This window comes from Arthrobacter sp. NPDC058127, assembly GCF_042884555.1.
Classification (GTDB): domain Bacteria; phylum Actinomycetota; class Actinomycetes; order Actinomycetales; family Micrococcaceae; genus Arthrobacter.
On the sequence record NZ_JBHVTT010000007.1, the window covers coordinates 36,572 to 58,819 of the forward strand.

At 63.2% G+C, this 22,248-nt stretch carries 19 protein-coding genes; 8 read left to right on the forward strand and 11 right to left on the reverse strand.

The window, feature by feature from the left end:
- Positions 1 to 100 precede the first annotated feature (100 nt).
- The 9 genes from ACFVTG_RS11820 to ACFVTG_RS11860 form a co-directional block, all read right to left on the reverse strand.
- The gene (locus ACFVTG_RS11820; RefSeq protein WP_390280597.1) at positions 101 to 2,137 is read right to left on the reverse strand and encodes a bifunctional aldolase/short-chain dehydrogenase; all 2,037 of its coding nucleotides are present in this window, start codon (positions 2,135 to 2,137) and stop codon (positions 101 to 103) included.
- Between the two features lie 168 nt (positions 2,138 to 2,305).
- A complete protein-coding gene (rhaS, locus tag ACFVTG_RS11825; RefSeq protein WP_390280599.1) occupies positions 2,306 to 3,364 on the reverse strand; it encodes a rhamnose ABC transporter substrate-binding protein in 1,059 nt (352 codons plus the stop codon).
- Between the two features lie 58 nt (positions 3,365 to 3,422).
- Positions 3,423 to 4,493 carry an ABC transporter permease gene (locus tag ACFVTG_RS11830; RefSeq protein ID WP_284755796.1) on the reverse strand — a complete coding sequence of 357 codons (1,071 nt, stop codon included), beginning with the start codon at positions 4,491 to 4,493 and terminating at the stop codon, positions 3,423 to 3,425.
- The gene (locus tag ACFVTG_RS11835; RefSeq protein ID WP_284755798.1) at positions 4,486 to 5,520 is read right to left on the reverse strand and encodes an ABC transporter permease; all 1,035 of its coding nucleotides are present in this window, start codon (positions 5,518 to 5,520) and stop codon (positions 4,486 to 4,488) included. Before ACFVTG_RS11835 ends, ACFVTG_RS11830 begins: the two co-directional genes overlap by 8 nt.
- Positions 5,517 to 7,076: a sugar ABC transporter ATP-binding protein gene (locus ACFVTG_RS11840; RefSeq protein WP_390280603.1), complete on the reverse strand. Its 1,560-nt coding sequence runs from the start codon at positions 7,074 to 7,076 to the stop codon at positions 5,517 to 5,519. The genes ACFVTG_RS11835 and ACFVTG_RS11840 overlap by 4 nt, the downstream gene beginning before the upstream one ends.
- Positions 7,077 to 7,081: 5 nt before the next feature.
- On the reverse strand, positions 7,082 to 7,465 hold the full coding sequence (locus ACFVTG_RS11845) for a sensory rhodopsin transducer (protein ID WP_284755802.1): 384 nt from the start codon (positions 7,463 to 7,465) through the stop codon (positions 7,082 to 7,084).
- Positions 7,466 to 7,471: 6 nt separating this feature from the next.
- Positions 7,472 to 8,656 (reverse strand): L-rhamnose isomerase, encoded by a 1,185-nt coding sequence (gene rhaI / locus ACFVTG_RS11850; protein WP_284755803.1) that lies wholly within the window; start codon positions 8,654 to 8,656, stop codon positions 7,472 to 7,474.
- A 97-nt stretch (positions 8,657 to 8,753) separates the two neighbouring features.
- On the reverse strand, positions 8,754 to 9,527 hold the full coding sequence (locus ACFVTG_RS11855) for a class II aldolase/adducin family protein (RefSeq protein WP_284755805.1): 774 nt from the start codon (positions 9,525 to 9,527) through the stop codon (positions 8,754 to 8,756).
- Positions 9,524 to 11,026 carry a rhamnulokinase family protein gene (locus ACFVTG_RS11860; RefSeq protein ID WP_390280606.1) on the reverse strand — a complete coding sequence of 501 codons (1,503 nt, stop codon included), beginning with the start codon at positions 11,024 to 11,026 and terminating at the stop codon, positions 9,524 to 9,526. The genes ACFVTG_RS11855 and ACFVTG_RS11860 overlap by 4 nt, the downstream gene beginning before the upstream one ends.
- A 149-nt stretch (positions 11,027 to 11,175) precedes the next feature.
- On the opposite strand from ACFVTG_RS11860, the gene ACFVTG_RS11865 reads away from it, so the two are divergent.
- Positions 11,176 to 11,934, forward strand: a complete 759-nt coding sequence (locus ACFVTG_RS11865; RefSeq protein ID WP_390280609.1) for a DeoR/GlpR family DNA-binding transcription regulator — start codon at positions 11,176 to 11,178, stop codon at positions 11,932 to 11,934.
- A 101-nt stretch (positions 11,935 to 12,035) separates the two neighbouring features.
- On the opposite strand, the gene ACFVTG_RS11870 is transcribed toward ACFVTG_RS11865, so the two are convergent.
- Both ACFVTG_RS11870 and ACFVTG_RS11875 read right to left on the reverse strand, forming a co-directional pair.
- On the reverse strand, positions 12,036 to 13,010 hold the full coding sequence (locus tag ACFVTG_RS11870; protein ID WP_390280611.1) for an aldo/keto reductase: 975 nt from the start codon (positions 13,008 to 13,010) through the stop codon (positions 12,036 to 12,038).
- 234 nt (positions 13,011 to 13,244) lie between these two features.
- On the reverse strand, positions 13,245 to 14,423 hold the full coding sequence (locus ACFVTG_RS11875; RefSeq protein WP_284755810.1) for an ROK family transcriptional regulator: 1,179 nt from the start codon (positions 14,421 to 14,423) through the stop codon (positions 13,245 to 13,247).
- Positions 14,424 to 14,874: 451 nt separating this feature from the next.
- On the opposite strand from ACFVTG_RS11875, the gene ACFVTG_RS11880 reads away from it, so the two are divergent.
- The 7 genes from ACFVTG_RS11880 to ACFVTG_RS11910 all read left to right on the forward strand — a co-directional run bounded on the left by ACFVTG_RS11880 (position 14,875) and on the right by ACFVTG_RS11910 (position 22,107).
- Positions 14,875 to 15,999: a substrate-binding domain-containing protein gene (locus tag ACFVTG_RS11880; protein ID WP_390280613.1), complete on the forward strand. Its 1,125-nt coding sequence runs from the start codon at positions 14,875 to 14,877 to the stop codon at positions 15,997 to 15,999.
- Between the two features lie 89 nt (positions 16,000 to 16,088).
- Positions 16,089 to 17,099, forward strand: a complete 1,011-nt coding sequence (locus tag ACFVTG_RS11885) for a phosphotriesterase (protein ID WP_390280615.1) — start codon at positions 16,089 to 16,091, stop codon at positions 17,097 to 17,099.
- Entirely contained in the window at positions 17,096 to 18,067 is a 972-nt protein-coding gene (locus ACFVTG_RS11890) for an ROK family protein (protein WP_390280617.1), read from the forward strand. Before ACFVTG_RS11885 ends, ACFVTG_RS11890 begins: the two co-directional genes overlap by 4 nt.
- Positions 18,064 to 19,044, forward strand: a complete 981-nt coding sequence (locus ACFVTG_RS11895; RefSeq protein ID WP_390280620.1) for an ABC transporter permease — start codon at positions 18,064 to 18,066, stop codon at positions 19,042 to 19,044. Before ACFVTG_RS11890 ends, ACFVTG_RS11895 begins: the two co-directional genes overlap by 4 nt.
- A gap of 8 nt (positions 19,045 to 19,052) precedes the next feature.
- Positions 19,053 to 20,279, forward strand: coding sequence for an alanine racemase (locus ACFVTG_RS11900; protein ID WP_284755818.1), 1,227 nt, complete (start codon positions 19,053 to 19,055; stop codon positions 20,277 to 20,279).
- Positions 20,276 to 21,055, forward strand: coding sequence for an ATP-binding cassette domain-containing protein (locus ACFVTG_RS11905; protein WP_284755821.1), 780 nt, complete (start codon positions 20,276 to 20,278; stop codon positions 21,053 to 21,055). Before ACFVTG_RS11900 ends, ACFVTG_RS11905 begins: the two co-directional genes overlap by 4 nt.
- Positions 21,052 to 22,107, forward strand: coding sequence for an SIS domain-containing protein (locus tag ACFVTG_RS11910; protein WP_390280622.1), 1,056 nt, complete (start codon positions 21,052 to 21,054; stop codon positions 22,105 to 22,107). Before ACFVTG_RS11905 ends, ACFVTG_RS11910 begins: the two co-directional genes overlap by 4 nt.
- Positions 22,108 to 22,248 lie beyond the last annotated feature (141 nt).

Sequence of the window (22,248 nt, forward strand, 5' to 3'; positions counted from 1 at the left end):
GTGGGGGCCAGTTCTTGATTGATCGAACCGAATGTTTGGTCGGGAACGCGCCCGTGTGCGTCGTTCACCGCGACCAATAGTCCGGGAGTTAGTGAGTCCTTCATCGCAGGAAGGCTGCGGCGACGCCCGCGTCGACCGGGATGTGCAGGCCGGTGGTGTGTGAGAGTTCGTTGCTGGTGAGCACGGCGGCGGCGTTGGCGACGTGTTCGGGGAGGACTTCGCGTTTGAGCAGGGTGCGTTGGGCGTAGTACTTGCCCAGTTCCTGCTCGTCGACGCCGTAGACGGCGGCGCGCTTGGCGCCCCAGCCGCCGGCGAAGATGCCGGAGCCGCGGACGACGCCGTCGGGGTTGATGCCGTTGACGCGGATGCCGTGCTCGCCCAGTTCGGCGGCCAGCAGGCGTACCTGGTGGGCCTGGTCTGCCTTGGTGGCGGAGTAGGCGATGTTGTTCGGGCCGGCGAATACCGAGTTCTTGGAGGAGATGTAGACGATGTCCCCGCCGAGGCCTTGGTCGATCATGGCCTTCGCCGCGGCTTTGGAGACCAGGAACGAGCCTTTGGCCATGACGTTGTGTTGCAGGTCCCAGTCCTTCCCGGTGGTTTCCAGGAGGGGTTTGGAGATGGACAGGCCCGCGTTGTTCACCACCAGGTCCAGGCCGCCGAAGGCCAGGACGGCCGCGTCGATGGCTCCCTGCACCTGGGTTTCGTCGGTGACGTCTGCCTGCACGCCGATGGCGACGTCGTCGCCGCCGAGTTCGGCCGCGACGGCCTGGGCGTTGTCCAGGTTGAGGTCCGCGATGACCACGCAGGCGCCTTCCGCGGCGAGGCGGGTCGCGATCGCCTTGCCGATGCCCGACGCCGCGCCGGTCACCAAAGCGATGCGCGTGGCGTGGGACTTGGGTTTGGGCATCCGGGCGAGTTTGGCTTCCTCGAGGGCCCAGTATTCGATCCGGAACTTCTCGGCTTCCTCGATCGGGGCGTAGGAGGAGATGGCTTCGGCGCCGCGCATCACGTTGATCGCGTTGAGGTAGAACTCGCCGGCGACCCGGGCGGTCTGCTTGTCCTTGCCGTAGGAGAACATTCCGACGCCGGGGACCAGGACGATGGCCGGGTCCGCGCCGCGCAGGGCGGGGCTGTCTTCCTGGGCGTGGCGGTCGTAGTAGGCCTGGTAGTCCTCCCGGTATGCGGCGTGGAGTTCCTTCAGGCGCGCGGTGCTCTCCTGGATGCCGGCGTCGGCGGGCAGGTCCAGGACGAGGGGCTTGACCTTGGTGCGCAGGAAGTGGTCCGGGCAGGAGGTGCCCAGCGCGCCGAGGCGCGGGTGCTCGGTGCCTTCGAGGAATTCCAGGACACGCGGGTCGTCGCTGAAGTGGCCTACTTGGGGTTTGTCGGCCGAGGCGAGGCCGCGGATCACGGGAGCCAGGGCGGCCGCCTTGGCGCGTCGCTCGGGTTCCGGGAGTGCACCGTAGCCGGGGAGTCTGGTACCGAAGGGCTCGGCTTTGCCGTTCCGGGCGATGTAGCGTTCGGCCTGTTCGATGATCCAGAGGGAGTTGGTTTCGGCTTCTGCGCTCGTGGCTCCCCAGGCGGTGATGCCGTGGCCGCCCAGGATCGTGCCGATGGCCTGTGGGTTGGCTTCCTTGATCGCGGCGATGTCCAGTCCGAGCTGGAAGCCGGGGCGGCGCCAGGGAACCCACACGACCTTCTCGCCGAAGACCTTGGAGGTCAGGGCTTCGCCGTCCACCGCGGTCGCGATCGCGATGCCGGAGTCCGGGTGCAGGTGGTCCACGTGCGCGGCGTCCACGAGTCCGTGCATGGCGGTATCGATCGAGGGCGCGGCGCCGCCTTTGCCGTGCAGGCAGTAATCGAAGGCGGCCACCATGTCGTCTTCGCGCTCGACGCCGGGGTAGACGGCCTTGAGTGCCTGCAGCCGGTCCAGCCGCAGCACCGCCAGGTTTTCGGCCTTCAGGGTTCCCAGGTCCCCGCCGGAACCCTTGACCCACAACAGCTCGACGTCCTCCCCGGTGACGGGGTCCTTTTCCGTGCCCTTCGCCGAGGTGTTCCCACCGGCGAAGTTGGTGTTCCTTTTGTCCGCGCCCAGGCGGTTGGAACGGCCGATCAGTTCTTCAACAGCGTGGTTTTCCATGTGACTCATGCTTCCGATCGGACTGGGTGCTGAGGTGCTCAGCGGCTGTTTGGTCAGCGTTACTCTGCTGGCGGGACAACTCGCAGTCCCGCTCATCGGACGGAGGGGTTTGCCGCTGGAAGGGTCAATTTCCCCGCCAGCGGCACCCCACGCCGAGGTGGTGTTGACTTAGAAGTCGTAATTGCCGATGTTGCTCTTGTCGAAGACGATCGGGTCACCCACGTTAACGACGCCGTCTTTCCCAACCGTGTATTTCCCCAACCGCCCGGCCGTGAACGTTTCGCCTTCCTTGCCGCTGATCGTCCCCTTACCGAGCGCGTCGATCGCGTAGGTGGCCAGGTAGCCCATGTCCTTCGGGCTGTACAGTGCAAAGGCTGAGACGGTGCCGTTTTTGATGTAATCCCGCGTCGCATTCGGTGTGCCCAAGCCAGTCAAAGCGACCTTGCCCTTGAATGACGAGTCGGAGATATAGCGTGCCGCGGCCGCGAGGCCCACATTCGTGCAGGCGATGATGCCTTTGAGCTGAGGATGGGACTGCAGCAAGGCGGCGGTCTTGTTGAACGACTCCTGGTCGTCATCATTGCCGTAGACGGTGTCCACCAGCTTCAGGTTCGGGTGGTTTTTGGCCAGCTCGGTCTTCATTCCGGAAATCCAAGCGTTCTGGTTCTTAGCGTTTGCGGATGCACCGAGGATCGCGACCTCTCCGCTCTCGCCGATCTGCTTTACGAGCAAGTCCACCTGAATCTTCGCGATGCTCTCATCAGTCGCCGGGGCTATGAACAAGTCCCTGAACTTAGGCTCAACGTCGGAGTCGAAGGTCACTACTTTTGTTCCGGCCTTCCGTGCCGCAGTCAGGGCCGAGCCGGGAGCAGTGGGGTCACTGGCTGAGAGTACGATTCCGGAAGCCCCCTGTTGGCTGAGGGTGTTGATGAAGCTGACCTGGGCATCTGCTGCCGAAACAGCGGGACCGACCTCAGCAAACGTCCCCTTGAGCTCCTTTGACGCTTCCTCGCTGCCTTTGGCTGCATCCTGGAAGTAGGGATTGCCCAGCGCCTTGGGCAGGAAGCCAATGCTCAGGTCCTTGGCGGTGCTCTCCTGGGAAGAGCCTGACGGTCCGGACGTCTCTCCTGCGCCGCAGCCGGAGGTGACGAGGGCCACGGTGGCGGCGACCGCTGCTAGTGCGGCCAGACGAGAGCCACGTGTCCCTCGGGATGTGAATAGCGACATTTCTTTATTTCCTTTCAATGACGGACAAAAGTGAGATAAGACTGGATCGGACGTTCGCCTACGCATGACGGGCTGGGGTTTTCGATGTCCCCTCCTTGGCGGCCCGGGTAATTTTCCCTTTGAGCCAGGTAAGCAAGCTTGGTGACACGATCGACGCGACCAGCAGTGCGCCGACGATAATGTTGATGACGTCGGAGGTTACGTTGACGAAACGCAGGGCACTTTGAAGCGTGCCGATCAACAGGACCCCCGCGAGCACTCCGTGAAGGGCGCCCTTCCCGCCGAAGATGGAGACGCCGCCGAGAAGTACCGCGGCGATGACGGTCAGCTCCAGTCCCTGTGCGTTGTCACCGCGCGCGCTCCCGTAGCGGAATGTGAAGTAGATGCCTGCAAGTGCCGCGACGAGCCCCGACAGGACAAAGAGGATGAACTTTGTCCGCTGAACCTTCACACCGGAGAAGGCTGCGACTTCCCGGTTTCGCCCGATGGCGAATATCCCGCGTCCGAAGGGCGTGAAATGAAGCAGGAGGACGAAGGCCAGGGCCAGAACGACGACCAGAACCATGACGTAGGGGATACCGCTTTTGCCGAATACGGACGTCGTTAGTGTGGTCCAGTATTCGGGAAAGTTCACAACGGATCTCGTTCCCAGAATGCCGACAGCGATTCCACGAAAAAGCGCCAGCGTCCCGATTGTCACGGCGAGGGAAGGTAGCCCGACGACGGTGACGAGAAAACCGTTGATGGCTCCGCAGACAATGCCGAGCACGAGCGCTGCCAGCGCTGCGAGTTCAATGGGCCAACCGGCGTCGAACAAGGCCCCGAGCGTGACGTTGCTCAGTCCGACAATGCTTGCCACCGAAAGGTCGATTTCCGCTGAGATCAGAATCAAGGCCATCGGCAGGGCAATGAGGAGGATCGGGGTGACATCCAGCAGCAAGTATCCCAAGGTGAGGGGACTGGAGAACTTGCGGATCGACATCGACGCGACGGCAGCCACGATGATCAAGGCGATGACGACGGCGAATTCGCGGGTGAGGAAGAACCGTTTCCACGCCGGAGAACTGTAGTACGGATAGCTTTGGCTCCGGTACGGGGCGGCCTGCAAGGACGTGGATGAGTCAGTCATTTGCGTTGTCCCTGATCTCGATGAGTTTGTGGAATTGGCGAAGGGAGAGAACTCGATCCAGCGCGATGGCGCCGAGGATGAGGGCTCCAACGACCGCCTGCTGCCAAAAATCCTGCACTCCCAGAAGCGGCAGGGCCCGGTTGATGGTCAAAAGGAGCACGGCACCGATCGCGGCTCCAAGCACGCTTCCGCTTCCGCCGAAGATAGCGATTCCGCCGACGACGGCGGCCGCGACAGAGATGAGTTCAAAGCCGGTTCCAGCCTGCGAATCGACCGTCCCATAACGTGCGGCGAACAGGACGCCGGCGAGGCCGGTCAGCGCCCCACATGCAACGAAGGCGTGTATTACCCGTTTCGTGATGCGCAGACCATACAGTGTCGCTGCTGAGGGATCCGAGCCGATGGCGTAAAGCTCGCGGCCCCCACGCGTGGTCTTCATGCACCATCCGACGGCGACGAGCACCAGCGCCGCGATGATGGCCAGTGTGGGAATGTTCAGGAACGAGCTGACACCGAAGCCAAGGAAGTCGCGTGGCATGTCGGACGCGTTGATCGGCTTGCGCCCGACCCACCAGACGTCAACACCCCGGTAAATGTAGAGCGTGCCCAAGGTGACCACGAGCGCGGGCACCTTTGCGTAGGCGATCAGTGCACCGTTGATCAGTCCGAGGAGAGCACCGAGGGCGATTCCGGCAATAATGACGACCGGAATCGGCATCCCAGGGAAATCAATGAAGAGGCGTCCCGTCAGATAGGCGGTGAGCCCGACGACGGAACCGACTGAAAGGTCAATGTTGCGGGTAATGATGACCATCGCCTGTCCGATGGCCAGGAGCACAAAGATTGCCGGAGTGAGGAGGAGGTCCCGGAACCCGTCGGTGCTGACGAGAAACGCGGGGCTTCGAACCGTTGTCGCCACAAGGACTAACAGGAGGGCGAGAACGATGCCCGTTTCTCGGGACTTCAGTAGTGTTTCGATAGCCTGCGCTGCGGGGTTCTTGCGTGCGGGGGAGATGAGGGCCGTCACTGCGTCGGCTCCATCACGTTCGTGGCGGCCAGGACCTGTTGCCTGTCGTGCGTTGCCGCGAACATCACGGTTTCCGCCGTCGCCTCTGCGCGGGGGATCTCTGACGTGATTCTTCCTTCACGCATGACGAGAACACGATCGGCCATGCCGAGTACCTCCGGTAGTTCTGAGGAAATCATGAGGATTGCGAGCCCCTGGCCCGCAAGTTGTGAGAGCATGCGGTGGACCTCCGCTTTGGTTCCCACATCGATGCCGCGGGTGGGCTCGTCGACGATAAGTATCCGAGGCTGAGCCGCGAGCCACTTGGCTAGGACAATCTTTTGCTGGTTGCCGCCCGAGAGCGTTCCTGCTGCCGTCGCCAGGGAATGGGACTTGACCTGCAGGCGCCGGGCCCATCCGTCGGCCGCCAGGTTCTCCGCCTTGGAGGAGAGGAGACCGAAACGAGCGAGACCTCGGCAGATGGACAGCGTCAGATTTCGTGCTACACCGAAGTCCAGGATGAGGCCCTGCTGCCGGCGGTCCTCTGGTACGAGGGCAACACCGAGCTTCATGGCTGCTGCGGTGTTCTTTCTCGGAACACTTTCGCCGTACACCGATACATGGCCCGAATCGTAGTTGTCGACGCCGAAGATGGCTCGGGCGACCTCACTGCGCCCGGCGCCGACGAGGCCAGCGAGGCCAACAATCTCTCCGGCGCGGACGGTGAAGCTGATGTCATGGAACGTTCCAGTGGAGTTCAGGTTGCGGACCTCTAAGGCGACGTCACCGATGGTCGCTTCTTCCTTTGGAAAGAGTGAAGCCACATCCCGTCCGACCATCTTTCGCACGAGCGAAGGGACGTCCGTCTCATCGATCGGATCGGTGGAGATGTACTCACCATCGCGCATCACGGTCACCGTGTCGCAGAGCGCATAAACTTCCTCGAAGCGGTGCGAGATGAACAGCAACGCACGCCCCTCGTCGCGGAGCGCCCTGGCGATGGCAAACAGCCGGTCGACCTCGGCGAGGCTTAGCGCCGCCGTCGGCTCATCCATGACCAGGACTTTCGCATCCAGCGACATCGCCTTGGCAACTTCGATGATTTGTTGATCTGCGATGGACAGCCCCTGAGCGGGCCGGTCAGGATCAATATGCACATCTAGGCGGCTGAATAGCTCCTGCGCGTGCTTTCTCATCGCCGCCCGGTCGATCCGTCCCCAGGACTTCATGGGCTGACGGCCCATGAAGATATTCTCCGTGACGGAAAGATCAGGAAAGAGGGTCGGCTCCTGGTAGATGACGGCGATGCCGGCATTCTTGGATTCGGCAGTGGATCGAAAATCCACCTCGGTTCCGTCGAGGGTGAACGAACCGGCATCCCGGTGGTACAGACCTGCAATGATCTTGACGATTGTTGACTTGCCGGCTCCGTTCTCACCCATCAAGGCATGAATGGAGCCGGCCCTGAGCGTCAGCTCGCCGTTTCGAAGCGCCCGTACCGCCCCGAACGACTTCGAGACTTCGGACAGCTCAAGCACAACATCGCCGACGGTTGACGTGGAAGAGTGACTCGACAAGCGGATCAATCCCTTCCCGTGGGGGTGGCGGTCATCAATGTGTAGGCGCCCTGCGTGGTATCCAGGCGGCTGTACTGAGCGAGCACGGGGATGTCGCTTGTCACCATAAGGGCATAGGGGACTCCTGCGGGGATGCGTAGGCCACCCAGCTTGTCCGGATCGTCGGTCCTGAGGTGGTACGCCCGCTCGGCGGGCAGGAGAACCGGATCCGAAAGACGCGGTTCGTCGTCGGCGAAGTAGGCTGCGAAGGTCACTTCAGCAGCGGAGCTGCCTACGTTTAGCAGGCAGATCGATTCGTGGCTCGTTTGCCCGCAGGAGCTTTCAGAAGGAATGTACGCATCGGGAACGTACCAGCGCGTGTGTCCGTCAGCCTTTGTTGCAGTGGACATCCGGATTCACCAGCCCGCCGGAGTGCCGACACGCTCACTGATGCGCTGCTTACGGTCCTCGGAATCACGGTAGGCACCAAGCGGATCTGCCACCACTCCCTGACGCTCCCTCAGCCTCCGCAGCAGCGGACGAACGTCCGTTTCGTATGCATCGGTCAGGACTTCATTGGCCGTCACGACATCCCCGGCTTCCTGGGCGGCGGAGAGAGCCGCGCGGTCCACGAGCAGGGCTTTCGCGAAGGCGGCCTGCATCGCCGTGACACTGCGTAGCATGGCGGGAATTTTGTCCTCGATCATCGCGCACTGATCAATCTTGTAGAGGACGTTGCGCGCCGTTTCAGCGACGCGCGGGTCTGCATCGTCCTCTCCGCCAACGAGCTCGACCGCAATAAGGAAGAGTTCATAGGGGTTAATGGCGCCGACAAACAGGTCATCATCGGCGTATTTCTTACCGTTAAGGTCAAAGCCGCCCAGGCGGTTCTCGTCAAGCAGGGTTGCGACTATGTGCTCAATATTGACACCGAGGGCATGGTGGCCCAGGTCGACCAGCACCTTCGCACGATCGCCCAACTTCTGGCAGAAGGAGAGCGACTGCCCCCAGTCGGCAATGTCCGTGTGGTAGAAAGCCGGCTCGAAGAGTTTGTATTCGAGCACCATGGTCATGTCCTCGTCGAGCGCAGCGTAGATCTCCTGCAGGCCTTCACGAAGGAAGTGGCGCCGCCGACGGAAATCGGCCTGGCCGGGGTAGTTGGTGCCGTCGGCCAGCCACATGGACATCTGGGTGGAACCAACCGAACGCATGACGTCAACGACTTCGATCGAGTGCTCGATCGCCTTGCGCCGGATCTTGGGGTCGAGGTTCGTCAGCGAGCCGAACTTGTAGTCATCGTCCTGGAACAGGTTCGGACTGATTGAACCGATCACCAGACCTTCCTTTTTGGCGTAGTCAGAGAGTCGGCCATAGTCGTCGACCTGGTCCCAGGGAATGTGTAGGGCAACCGAAGGAGCAACTCCGGTGAGTCTGTGCACGAGCGCGGCGTCATCGATCTTTTCCCAGACGTCGCGCGGTGTCCCCGGGGTGTTGAACACCTTGAACCGTGTTCCGGTGCTCACGTACCCCCAACTCTGGGTCTCAATATGCTGCTGAGCCAGGCGTGTCAAAATTTTCTCGTGCTTATCAGATTCAGACATGGGATCTCCCGATCGATGTAGTAAGGCTGGTTTCGGCTTTTTATTGGCCGTCAGTTGGGTCAGCTGTGGTTCAGAATGAGCCGGGCCGGCTCTGAGTTCACTGGTGTGGGCCGCCGGGACTGAGAAGCTCCTTGCGGCGGAGGTGTTCGTCCGGACGCGAGTCGATGCGCTCTGCGTCTGGTTCGGACAGGTGTGTAGTGTTTCCGATGGAAAGGGCGCCGCCGATGATACGGGCGCATTTCACAGCCATTTCTGTGATCTGCAGAGCCTCCGTGGCAGATTGACCCAAGGCAAACATTCCATGATTGACAAGGTAAAGAGCCTTCGGCGGCCCGCCGAAAGCGGCGATATGGCGCTGAAGTTCGCGGCGTGCGCTGCGGGCCAGTTGGAGCCCCGGGTCGGTGTAGGGAATGAGCAGCTGGCGCTTGCCCAGAACCACCACCTGGTCTGGAAAGAGGGTTCCTGAGACGAGCTCCGTGGCTTGGTCCGAACAGAGCAACGCATTGACGCTGACGGGATGGGTGTGCGCGACAACCGGCGTCTCCCCGTATTCCTGGCAGACAGCGTGCAGCAAAGCCTCAACGGAGGGCCTCTTGTCTTCGGAGTCGACGAGGCTTTCCATCAGTACGCGCGCAACCGTTTCATCATCGGCCGTGTCATCATTCAGGAGGGCCAGAAGCGGGGCCAGCCGGACCTCAACCAAGTCTTGTCGGGTGGCGGTCGCCATGTTTGCCCCTGACGCTTTGACAAACATTGTCTCCGGGGTGGCTCGACCGGAGACGTTTCCTTCAGCAAGGATCACCAGGTCCCGCCCGGGTTCTCCTAGGGTTCGGCAGAGTCTGACAATGTCGTCGGCTATTTTATGGCTCACGACTTTTCCTTTCGCGCGGCTTGGAGGTAGTGCAGTTTTTGCGCGGCTGTCTGCCAGGCAAGCAATGAGGACCTGTCGGAGGCCGGGTTGTACCGCAACGGTTCGGTGCTGGCCCGAACGATCTTGCGGGCGTGGGCGACATTTTCGACGGCACCCGTCGAGATGGCCTGGACCAAGAGATTGCCCATCGACGTGGCTTCGGCGGGACCGGCCAGAACTGCGCGCTGGCTCGCGTCGGCGGTCAGCTGGCACAACAGCGAGTTTCTGGAACCTCCGCCGATCATGTGGATCACCTCGACGGGTTCCCCGCTGATCTCCCGGGCCGCGGTGATCGCTGCGCGGTATGCCAGCGCCAGACTGTCTACGATGCATCTGGTCATTTCGGCATGACTTTCGGGAATCTGCTGACCGCTTTGTTGGCAATAGCCTGCAATTCGTGCGGGAAGGTCGCCAGGCTCCAGGAACACAGGGTCGCCGACGTCGATGACAAATTGATGAGCCGGCACATCCTGGGCTGCCCGGAGGAGATCCGGAATTGTGGAGCGGCTACGATCGTCTCGGTTCCATTGTCGGACACATTCCTCGAGCAGCCACAGACCTGCCAGATTCCTCATGAAAAGTGTTGCGCCGTAGGCGCCTTGCTCATTCGTGAAATCTGCTGATCGTGCCTCCTCGGTCAGTATCGGCCGGTCCAGTTCGAGTCCCACGAGCGACCACGAGCCGCACGAGATGAAGGCGTACGGTTCTTCGGCGGGTAACGCCAGCACGGCCGAAGCGGTGTCATGTTCGGCGACGCGATACACCGTCAGCGGCTCGGCCGCTGAGATGGCGCCGCGGACGGCAGGAAGAATTTCCCCGGCCACGGTCCCGGTATCGCACAACTGTGGCAGGGCCGAGAGCGGGATGCCGGCCCGTGAGGCCAGTTGCGGAGACCATCCACCGGTAGTTACGTCCACGAGTTCGGTGGTCGACGCTATTGAACGCTCCGCGCCGAAAGTGCCTGTGAGACCGTGCACCCACAGATCCGGGATCAGCAGGGCTTTCTCCCCGCCCGCCAGTTCACCGCGCTCGGCAGCGTCCGACAATTGGTAAAGGGTATTGATGGGGAGGGGGTTGACCCCTGTGATGCTGTAACCGACCCGGGCCGGAATCCGCCGACGGAGCCGTTCAACGGTCTCGGACGGAGCTGACCTGTAGTGGCGCGCAGGAGGAAGGTCCTGTCCGCCAGGGCGGACGATGCCGTAGTCGACACCCCAGCTGTCGATGCCTGCGCCACTGGCCGAATGGCCCCGTTCGCGCAGCGACGTAACAGCTGTGCGAAGACCGACGAGCGTCTGTTGAAACAACCGGGTGGTGTCCCACTCCAAAACGCCCGCGATCAGGAGCGGGGCGTTGCTAAATCGTGTTACTTCTTTCAGCTCGATCTGTGTGTCTTCGATGATTCCGTAACAGACCCGTCCACTCGTGGCTCCAAGGTCAACCGCTATAAACGCAGGCATGGATCCTCACTCTCGACACTGAAAGACGGCGATGCACCGAGTGGTACATGTTGTGAAATTTATCAACGAATTTCATCCAACGCAAGGCATTTAAACATGAACTAACAAATGTCGGCTAGGATTACGCTCATAACAAGCGAGGGGAAGACATGACGCTAAGCGGCTCTGCAGCCACTGAAGAACGCCGAGAAATGCTCAGGGTGATTCTTCGCGAGGAAGGCACGGTTGACTTGGTCGCAGCCTCTGAAAAACTCGAAGTGCACCCCATGACCGTTCGCCGCGATCTCGATTTCCTGGAACAGGAAGGGATCGCTCGGCGTGTCCGGGGCGGTGCGGTCTACGTCGGCACCGAGGATTTTCATCAGCGCCAAGGTCGGCATTTTGCTGCAAAACGACGTATCGCCGAGAAGTTAGTGCCCCTGATCAAGTCAAACCAGGCCATCGGTTTCGATGCATCAACGACGGTCTTTCAGCTCGCAAGCGCGCTAAAGGACGTCGAGCAACTCTCGGTCATCACGAACGGACTGGCCACCTTCACGGCCCTTCAACATCGGCCAGGGATACGCGCGTACCTCACCGGAGGGGAATCCGAGGAGCAAAACGCCAGCCTCGTCGGGCCGTTGGCTGTGGCTTCGTTGTCCAGTTTCCTGCTGAATACATGTTTTCTCTCGACGACTTGCATCGACCCGGTCATCGGCACCAGCGAACCCACAATGGCTCAGGTTGAGGTGAAGAAGGCGATGGCGGACGCGTCCCAGTTTGTCGTCATTGCCACGGACTCATCGAAGCTCGGTACGCGGTCCGTCGCTCGTGCCCTTCCAATGACCAGGATCGATCTGCTCGTCACGGAACTCGATCCCAAAGACCCGAAACTGGACCCTTTCCGAGACGTCACTGACATCCTCTGATGCAGGCACAAGGCACTTCCCAAGCGGCAAGGGAATGGACAGCACCAGATGCTCGGTTCCGACATCGTTCGGCAAGCCCAAGAGGAGGCAGTTGCCGAGACTCAGAGAGGGACTGGGGCGGGGAAGGTCACACGCTGATCCCTGTAAGGCAGTGGATCCGTGGCCGGAACGACATGATCACGGCAACTTATAGCCAGTTCAGATTCCTCCACTAGATCAAGCAAGTCGTCCCAGACGCCAGAGGGGATCCTCCACTGCGCAAGGTCCGTGACAAAATCGGCTTGCGACGGGGTGCTGGCGCCGACGATCGTTGAAGTAATCCGTGGATCAAGCGTCGAGAACTGCAGGGCAGCTGCCGCCAAGGGGATGCCATACGCCGCACAGATCAACCGCATCTTATCGCTGCGTTCCAGACGTGCCGGGCTCCTCTCCCAGTCCACGCCCTGGGTAGACCTTCCCGCCCCATCCGGAAGTAATCTGCCGGTGAATGGCGCGGCATTTACGAACGCCACCTCCCGGGAGGTGGCATTCTGGATCAGCGGCTCGGCCGCCCGGTCCAGCAGGCTATACGGAACGTGGCTGATCACCGCGTCGAACGCATCAGTTTGCAGGTACTTCAGTTGGAGATCTATCGGACCGCCCGCAATGCCAAGATGATTGATCAAGCCCTGATCCCGCAACCCAACGAGCGTTGCAAGAGGGCCGCTACGCGCCGTTCCTGATTCAAAGCTGAACTCTTCGGGATTACGCAGCAAGACGAGCGGGAGAAGATCGAGGCCAAGGCGCTGAAGGCTCTCTTCCACGGCGCGCACAATGCCGTCCCCCGAGAAGTCGAGCGCTAAGGCGGGTCCCACGCTACGGGTCAGGACAAATCCATCGGGCAAGCCGCCTGCTTCAGAGATGGCCCGCCCAATACACCGTTCTCCCTCGGCTCCTTGCCAGGATTCACCACTCGCATCGATGAAGTTGAAAGGTCCTTCCAACACCCTCCGGATGGTCTCCAAGGCGGTTTCGAAACCGGGCCCGCAATCGGGCTGTCTAGTGCACACATCCATCGTGCTGATGTCGATGCCCACTGATGACGCCGACAGGCCCGCACGGCCAAGCATTCGTCTTCTCATCTTTACCCTCGTGCAACCCTTCAAACGGTTTTGTGAGCTTTCCCAGCCTCGGCATCTGGAGCCGAGAATTTCTTTTTTACAATCCACGCCTCGTTGGCCGTAAGCGCATGCCGGCACCAGCCACACCTGCCAGTGCCGAAACAGGCGTTGTGGCCGCCCGGCCTTCTCGAGGCACCCCGATAGGCCTCGTCAACCTCTCGCGGCTTGTACCCGCTCGTGAGTAAGCGCGTCGCCGCCGGGAAGGCTGACGAAGGCTTCCTCTTCTATGCCGAGATCCGCGTACACCCTGTGCAGTGCGGCGACCACGGCTCCGACAGCACCCGAGAAGTCGCCCAACTCGGCAGCAGCGAGCCGGGGAGACGCGCGGAGATTCTGCTCCAGAGCCGCCTGGTAGCGGTCAAGTGTCGACGCGAGGGAGTTCGCGATGCCGCCGCCGAGGACGATCGTCTGCGGATCGCATGAAACCGTTGTGGCAGTGAGAACGATCAGAAGAGCTTGATCGAAATGGGCGCGCAATGCCTTCAGCCCGGGGCCCGCATCGCTTGCGAAGAGCTGGCTAGGGGCGGCGAGATCGATGCCCGACTCGGCGGCACGGCGGATGATCCCGGCGCCGGTGACCATGTGCTCAAGGCGAGTCCCAAGGGGGCCGACGGGCAGCTGCCCGAATTCACCGATTAGTCCGTGGTCGCCCTGAAGGATTCGGCCATCGATCGCCAGGCCGGCACCGAGCCCGGAACCGATCGTGACCATTGCAGCGTTGGGCGCGGAACGTGCCGCGCCGAAATGCTGTTCACCGAGGAGCGCATAGTTGGCGTCGTTGTCGAAGCCGACTGGCCTGCCCATGGCATTCTCGACGTCGTCCAGGAACGTTGGCGCCTCGATCTGGGCCAAGTTGGGTGCGTTGGAAATTGTGCGCTTCTGCTGACTCACAGCCCCTGGCAGGCCAACGCAGAGGTGTTCGACCCGATCCCAGACGTCTCCGGCCGATGTGCGCGCCGTGGAGGCCAACCAGTTTGCAAGCTCGCGCGCAGTCGTCGCAGTGGGCGTCGCGATCTCGAGGGCAAGGAGCGGACGAGCAAGCAGGTCGGCGACGACGAGACGGACGTTGGACGCTCCGAGGTCCACGCCGACGACGAAACTGCGATTGGACACCACGTCTAGCTCGACGGCCCGACGTCCGCGAGATTCGGAGATGATCTCGGCAGTCTCGGTGACGATTCCTTCAGCGATCAGCTGGTCGACAGCACGGGTGACTGTCGCCGCGGAGATGCCTGATGCTTCGGCAATCCATTTGCGGCTGGCAGGTCGCGACATCATTAGGGCCGTCAAGACCGCCTTGCGGTTCAGCTCTCTAGTGTCTTGAACCATCGGGGTCTCCTTTTGCAATCAGTGTGAATTCAAAGTTAGCCTAAATCGCCGTGGCGATCCAGCCATCTCGGGGATTGATTTACTGGCCGGTTCATTTGCGATAACACGCGCCGGGCGGGATGCTCCAGCGGAGGCGGCTGCGCGGTTGGCCTTGTCCCGCGTGACTGAAAATCACCCACAGCCCTGATTTTACGGGGCCCAAACGGTCGGGCGATGACGCCGCTCAGACCTCTCGGCAAGAGTCGCGAACGGGGCGAAAGTGCAGGGCGGAGGATGCCCCGCATCTTCGTCTGCAACCCTCCGAGACCTATTCGTTACAATCGGAGGGGTTGACTTTACTTGCGCACTGAAATCAAAATGGATTACGCACAGTCGAAGATGACAGGCCACGGACCAACCGCTACCTGTCACCGGAACTGGCATCCCACCCGGTCACGGAAGGTAGACCCCCATGAGCACAGCACCCACGGTCCGACGGTTCGGCCTTCGTGCCGCCGTCGGCGCACTTGCGATCACGCTCGCCCTCGCTGGCTGCTCCAGCGGAGGCGGCGGCACGGCCGCTTCATCCGGGCCCGCAGCCAAGCCCAGCCTGGAGTTCGCAGGTCCGAACGGCGAAAAGCCCGGTGCGCTCTCGGAGCTTTCGCTGACGAGTAGCGAGCAGGCGAAGGTGAAGGACGGCAAGTACACCGCCGCTTTCGTCTGGCACACGTCCTCGGACTTCGTGACCGCCGTCGAGAAGGGCGCGCGTGAGGAGTTCAAGAACCTCGGGATCGACGTCGTCGCGAGCACGCAGGCCAACTTCAACGCCGCTACCCAGGCCAACAACGTTCAGACAGTCCTCGCGCTGCACCCGAACATCATCGTTACCATCGCGGTCGACCCCACTTCCGCCGCCGAGGCGTTCAAGCCCGCCGTCGACGCGGGAACGAAGCTCGTCATTATGACGACGCCCCCCGCCGGATACCAGGCCGGCAAGGACTTTGTGTCCATCGTGACGGAGAACCTGACCGAGGCAGGGCAAGCCAACGCCGAGATCTTGGGAGACGCCCTCGGCAAGACCGGCGAGGTGGGCTATATCTCGTACAACGCCAACTTCTGGTTCACGAACCAGAGGGACAAGTCGTTCAAGGATTGGCTGGCCTACGAATACCCCGACATGAAGATCGTTGACTCCGAAGGCTTCGCCGATGAGACGGCCACCCAGACGATCGCGGCCGCCATGATCGCGAAGAACCCGAACATCAAGGGCATCTACGTGTCCTGGGCGACGGCTGCGCAGGGCGTCGTGGCCGCGATCAAGGCGGCCGGGCGGAACGACATCCAGGTGGTCACGAACGACCTGGACACCACCCTCGCGGCCTCGATGGCCTCTGGAACGAACGTGGCCGGAATGGTCGGAAACGGATCCCTCGGAATCGGCAAGGGTCTCGCCTTGGCGGGAGCATACGGCGTCCTCGGCAAGACCGCGCCGGCGCTGGTCGCCTCGGACCCGACCAAGGTCACCAAGGCAGACCTCGACAAGGGATGGCTGTCCGACTATGGCACCCAGCCGCCGTCGAGCATCACCGGCGGCTGACCTCGGACCGAACGGGGCGGACGGTCTCGCCCACCGCTCGCCCCGCTCGCCACGCACCCCAAACACCAAGCACCACGAAGGAGACATCGATGTCAGGGCAAGTCACAACCGTTCTCGGTGCGGTTCCGGCCGATGACCTCGGCAGGGTCATGCCACACGAACACCTCCTCTCGCTGACTCCGGGACCCTGGCTCACTGGCGGGCTGCGGGACGACGCCGTCGATAGGGCGGTGGAGGCTCTCGGGTCGCTCCGGGAGCTCGGATTCGGGACCGTCGTCGACCTCAGCCCTTACGGTGTCGTCGGTCGTGACGACAATGGAGACAACGCTGCACTGCTCGCCGAGATCTCGCGCAAGACGGGCATGCACATCGTCTCCGGAACTGCGTTCTACCTCGAGTCCTACTCTCCCGAGTGGGTGCACGACGCCGACGCCGGCGTCCTCGCCGAGCGCCTGATCCGGGATGTGGTCCACGGCATTGGCGACTCGGGCATCCATGCAGGCATCTTCGGCGAACAGGCGACAAGCCTGGGCGAGATCACCGCGTACGAGGAGAAGTGCCTCCGCGCCGTCGCCCGCGCTCAACGCGAGACCGGACTCTCGGTCATGACCCACACCACCCACGGCACGATGGCGTTCGAGCAGCTCGAGATCCTTAACTCCGAAGGCGTTGACCTGGACCGAGTGGTCATCGGCCACCTTGACACCCAGCTGAGCCCCGAATTCGCACGCCGGGTCCTGGATGCCGGTCCCCGCATCGCCATCGACACGATCGGCAAGGAGAACTGGGATTTCTTCCTTGGTCCGGCCCCCGACCCCCGCCCGGATGGCGAGTTCGACAAGCACGCCTTCCACCGGTCCGACGCCGGACGCGCCGACCTTGTCGCGTGGCTGGTGTCGCTCGGATACACCGACCGCATCCTGCTCTCCCAAGACCTCACCGGAGCCGAAGTCTGGATGAATCCGAAAACCCACGGGATCCACGGCTACTCCTACCTCGGCGCCGTCTTCGTTCCCGAGCTCCGCGCACGCGGGGTCTCGGACGTGGACTGCGAACGGCTCCTCACTGCCAACCCCGCCAGCGTGCTGGAGGTGCGGTGAAGGTTCTCCAGCACTCCTCCGTTCCGGTTTCGCGGTTCGTCGTCGGTGTCGACCTTGGCGGAACCAAGGTGCGTGCCGGCATCGCCGGACTCGACGGTCGGGTGCTGTTCCAGATGACCGAACCCACCGCTCCAGACGCTGGGCCCGATCTCGTTCCACAGTTGTCCGCACTGGTGGCCGCACTGGCCTCGGCTATCGGGTCCGATGTATCGGCAGTCGTCGCCACGGCGATCGGAGGAGCGGGCGTTCCCGACGGCGACTCGGGCCGATTCGAGCGCGCGCCGAATCTCGGCGAGCTCGACGGATTCAGCCTGGCAGCCGACTTGGAGGAGGCGCTGGGGCATCCGGTGGTGCTGGAGAACGATGTCAACATCGCCGCCCTCGGCGAACTGCATGACGGCGTCGGCTTCGAGTACGACAGCTTCGCGTTCGTATCGGTCGGCACCGGCATCGGCGTCGGTCTCATCCTCGACCGTCGGCTGTGGGCCGGAGCGAGCGGCGGTGCCGGGGAGATCGGATACCTGCCGTTCGGGGCCGACCCGATCAACCCCGCCAGCCACCGTCGCGGTCCGCTCGAAGAGGTGGTCGCGGGCGACGCCATCGGCCGTCGCTACTCGGCGTCCTCCGACTCAGCCGCCCCCGAAGCCACTCCCGATGCCGTCGAGGTCTTCGACCGGGCCGGGCGCGGGGACCCCTTTGCGGCCGCCTCGCTCGACGAGGAGGCGAAGTGGATCGCCCATGCCCTCGTCGCGGTCGACGCCGTCGTGAACCCGGGACTCTTCGTCCTCGGCGGGGGAATCGGCACCCGCGTCGAACTCCTTGCGCCCATCCGTGCGTGGATGACGCGCCTCGGCCGGGGCGACCTCAAGGTCGTCATCAGCCGGCTCGGCCCCCGCGCCCCCATCGCCGGCGCCGTGCGCCTGGCCATCGACAAGGCCCTCCAGCCACAGGAAAGAGAAGCATCATGACCATCACGACCCACGTCAAGACAGGGACGGTCAGCGACGTCCTCCGGCACATCGATTGGCGGCAGTATGTCGTCTACATCGGCTTCGTAGTCGTCTTCGCCTACTTCGCCATCACCCAGGCCGGCAACTTCCTCAACACCACGACCCTGGTCAACATCATCACCCAGGCCGCCCCCATCACAGTGATGGCGGTCGGGGCGGTGTTCGTCTTGAGCGTTGGTGAAATCGACCTCTCCATTGGTTCCACCGTCGCACTCGCGTCCCTTGGGTCGGCCGTGACGCTGCAGGCGACCCACCAATGGTGGTTGGCCGCGTTGGCCGGACTCGCCATCGGCGCTGGGGTCGGCGCGATCAACGGGATCTTTATCACTATGGTGCGTCTGCCATCCTTCCTGGTCACTCTGGCCACGATGGGCCTGGTGGCCGGACTTGCCCAGCAGGCGACCAACCTGCAATCGGTTCCGGTCACGAACAGCGCCTTCGGTTGGCTGTTCGGCGGCGGGACGCTTCTCGGGATCCCCATTCTGATCTGGTGGACAGCCGTGATCGTCGCAATCGGCTGGCACGTGCTCCGTCAGCGCTCGTTCGGCGCACACGTGCTCGCAGTGGGCAACAAATCGTCGGCGGCTGCGGTAAGCGGCATCCGAGTGAATCGCGTGAAAATGATTGTCTTCATCGTGAGCGGCATGGCGGCGGCCCTGGCCGGCATCCTCTACGCGGGTCGTCTTGCCGGCGCGACGTACACGCTCGGCAGCTCCGACCTGATGAGCGTGCTCGCCGCGGTCATTGTCGGTGGCACCTCCCTCACCGGAGGCAAGGGCTCCATCATCGGAGCACTTGTCGGCAGCCTGTTCATGAGCATGATCAACTACGGTCTGCTCCTGGGCGGCCTCAACGTGGCACAGCAGTTAATCGTGCGCGGCATCATCATCCTCGCCGCCGTCTCCCTCTCGCTCCGCGCCAAGAAGAACAGTTAGGCCCACCGATGTTCTTAGACCTCCTTCGCCGCCGCAACCCGGCGCTCCTGCAAGCGGCCGCCCGGTTCCACCAGAACGGTCAGATCCCGGCCAACACCTATGTGATCGACCTCGACGCAGTGACCCGAAACGCGGCAGCCATCTCGGCCGAAGCCAGCCGACTCTCCCTGACCCCGTTCGCTATGACGAAACAGATCGGGCGCAACCCGGACGCCTCCCGGGCAATCGCCGCCGGCGGCATCGACAAGGCGGTCGGGGTGGACCTCGAGTGCGCGATCGCCGCTGCGACCGGCGGCCTCCGGACCGGTCATCTGGGGCACCTCGTCCAGATTCCCAAGCATCGCGCCGCCGAGGCGGCCGCACTCGAACCGCTCTACTGGACGGTTTTCTCGGAAACGAAGGCGGCTGAGGCCGGCGCGGCCGCCCTGGCGCACGGCCGGGTCCAAGACGTCCTGTTGCGTATCCAGGCCCCGGGCGATCGGTTCTATCGCGGACACGAGGGCGGGTTCGACGCCACAGACGTCGTGGGCGCTGCCGACCGGATCGACGCCATTGGGGGCGTTCGGTTCGCCGGCATCACCACTTTCCCCGCAACGCTCTTTGACGCCACAACGGGTGCCGCACGTTCCACTCCGAACCTCGCCACGCTCACCACGGCGTTGCGGGCACTGGAACGAGCGGGCCGCCGGGATGTGCAGGTGAACGCACCAGGAACGACCTCCGTTTCCATCCTGGCAACGCTCGCCGAAGCCGGAGCCACCCAGGTGGAACCGGGCCACGGCCTAACGGGCACCACTCCGACCCACGCGGTGCAGGATCTCGTGGAGGAACCCGCCATCGCCTATGTCTCCGAGGTCTCCCACCTCTGGAACGGCGACGCCTACGTCTTCGGCGGTGGCCTCTACATCGACCCGGTGCTCGGCGGCTCGACGACCACAGCGCTCCTTGTGGCGCCGGATACCAACGCGGTCACCGCGCCTGAGCTGCGGGTGGACATGCCGGCAGCCGACGCGATCGACTATTACGCCACCGTTCCTCTCGGCGACCACCGCGCACAACCAGGCGACACCGTGCTGTTCGGGTTCCGCCCCCAAGTGTTCGTCACCCGCGCCCTCACCGCCGGCATTGCGGGCCTATCCACCGGAACGCCGACGGTCGCCGGTATCTGGTCTTCCGACGGCTCAGCACCCCTCACCATCTCCGACACACTCGCTGCACCCAGGAGGACAGCATGATCATCGCAGACCCCACATCCACGCCGAAACCCAACGACGGAACGGTCAAGCCGCTACGGCTCGACGGCATCAGCAAGCACTTCGGCGGCATCGTCGCCATCAAGCGGTTCGACCTCGAGATCGAGCCAGGCGAGATCGTCGCCCTTGTCGGCGACAACGGCGCCGGCAAATCGACGCTCGTCAAGATCATCTCCGGCCTCTACCAGCCCACCGACGGGGAGATCTGGTTGAACGGGGAACGCACCATCTTTCGCGACGCCTCCGATGCGCGCACGAAGGGCGTCGAGGTCGTCTACCAGGATCTCGCACTCGTCGACCTCCAGCCGGTGTACATGAACCTGTTCCTCGGCCGCGAACTGCGCAAGCCGCCGTTCGGCACGCTCGATCGCAAGGGGATGGCAACGCGCACGCAGGCGCTCGTCGACGAGCTGGATGTGCGCATCCCCTCTGCGAAATCGACGCTCAGCGACCTTTCGGGCGGCCAACGACAGGGTATAGCCATCGCTCGCGCCACCCATTGGGCCAGCAGCCTTGTGCTCATGGATGAACCGACGGCGGCCTTGGGGGTGGCCGAGACCGCGAAGGTCGAGGAGACCATCCTCAAACTCAAGGAGCGCGGCGCCGCCGTACTCGTCGTCAGCCACAACATGGAGCAGGTCTTCCGCATCGCCGACCGGGTTACCGTCCTCCGACGTGGGACACAGGTGGGAACCCGGCGCGTCGCCGACACGTCCCACAATGAGCTGATCTCGATGATCACGGGGCTCGCCTCGTGAGCGCGGCGATCATCGACGGGCCCGGGGCACTAATGCGGGCGGAAATCGCCGAACAGCCCAGCCGCTGGATCGACCTGCTTGATGACCAGCGGGCCGCCATCGACGCCGCCGCCGACCTGATCCGTGAAACCCAACCAGAATTGCTCGTCTTCGTGGCACGAGGGTCAAGCGACCATGCCGCGATGTACGGCCAATACCTCGTCCACAACCTTCTTCACATCCCGGCCATGCTGGCGACCCCGGCAACGGTGACCGCGTTCGACACGAGCCTCCGCTACCCCTCGACTGTCGCCATCGCCGTATCCCAATCGGGCCAGTCCCCGGACCTCCTCGCGACCGCCGAATCCATTGCCGAAGCGGGCGTGCCCATCGTCGCGATCACCAACGATTCCCGGAGCGCCCTCGCCGCACTCGGGCGCGTTCATATTCCGCTCGCGGCAGGGCCGGAACTCTCGGTTGCCGCGACCAAGACATACACCGCGGAGCTCTTGGCCATCGCACTCGTGGTGTTCCGCGTCGCCGGCCTCGATTGGGACGACATCGGAACTCGCGTCCGTGCGACAGCGGAGGAGGCGATCGCAGTCCTCGGTCAGCCGCTCGACGAGCTGGTCGATGCGTTCGAGGGCCGCGAACGCATCCTCATCGTCGGCCGAGGCTACGGGATGGCCACCGCGAAGGAGGGTGCCCTCAAGCTCATGGAGACGAATGCGATCGCAGCCTCGGGCTGGAGCGCCGCCGATGCGACCCACGGCCCGCTCGGGCAAGTCGTGCCTGGTGCGGGCATCATCGCGTTGACGCGCGGCGACGCAGGCCGCGACTCCGTCATCTCCTTCGCCGAAGCGGCCACCCGGCTTGGCGGGCTCGTCGCTGAGCTGGGCGGCCGGACAATCGCGGCCGCCCAGGTCCAGGTGCCGAGCGCCACGGTGTCGACCGAACTGTCGCCGCTCGTCGACATTCTCCCGCTGCAGAGACTGGCCCTGGAACTGGCACTACGCCGCGGACTCGACCCAGACAGTCCAGTCGGTCTCGCCAAAGTCACCAAGACCCACTAACGGTTCCGGGATGACGGCCGCGATGTCCAGGGAAGGCAGGAAGCTGAACAATGAGAGTAGGACTGCGGCTGCAGGGAACCAGCTGCCGGACCGTTGTGCTGAACGGGCGGACTGTAGTTTCAGCCATTCGGGAGGTGCACG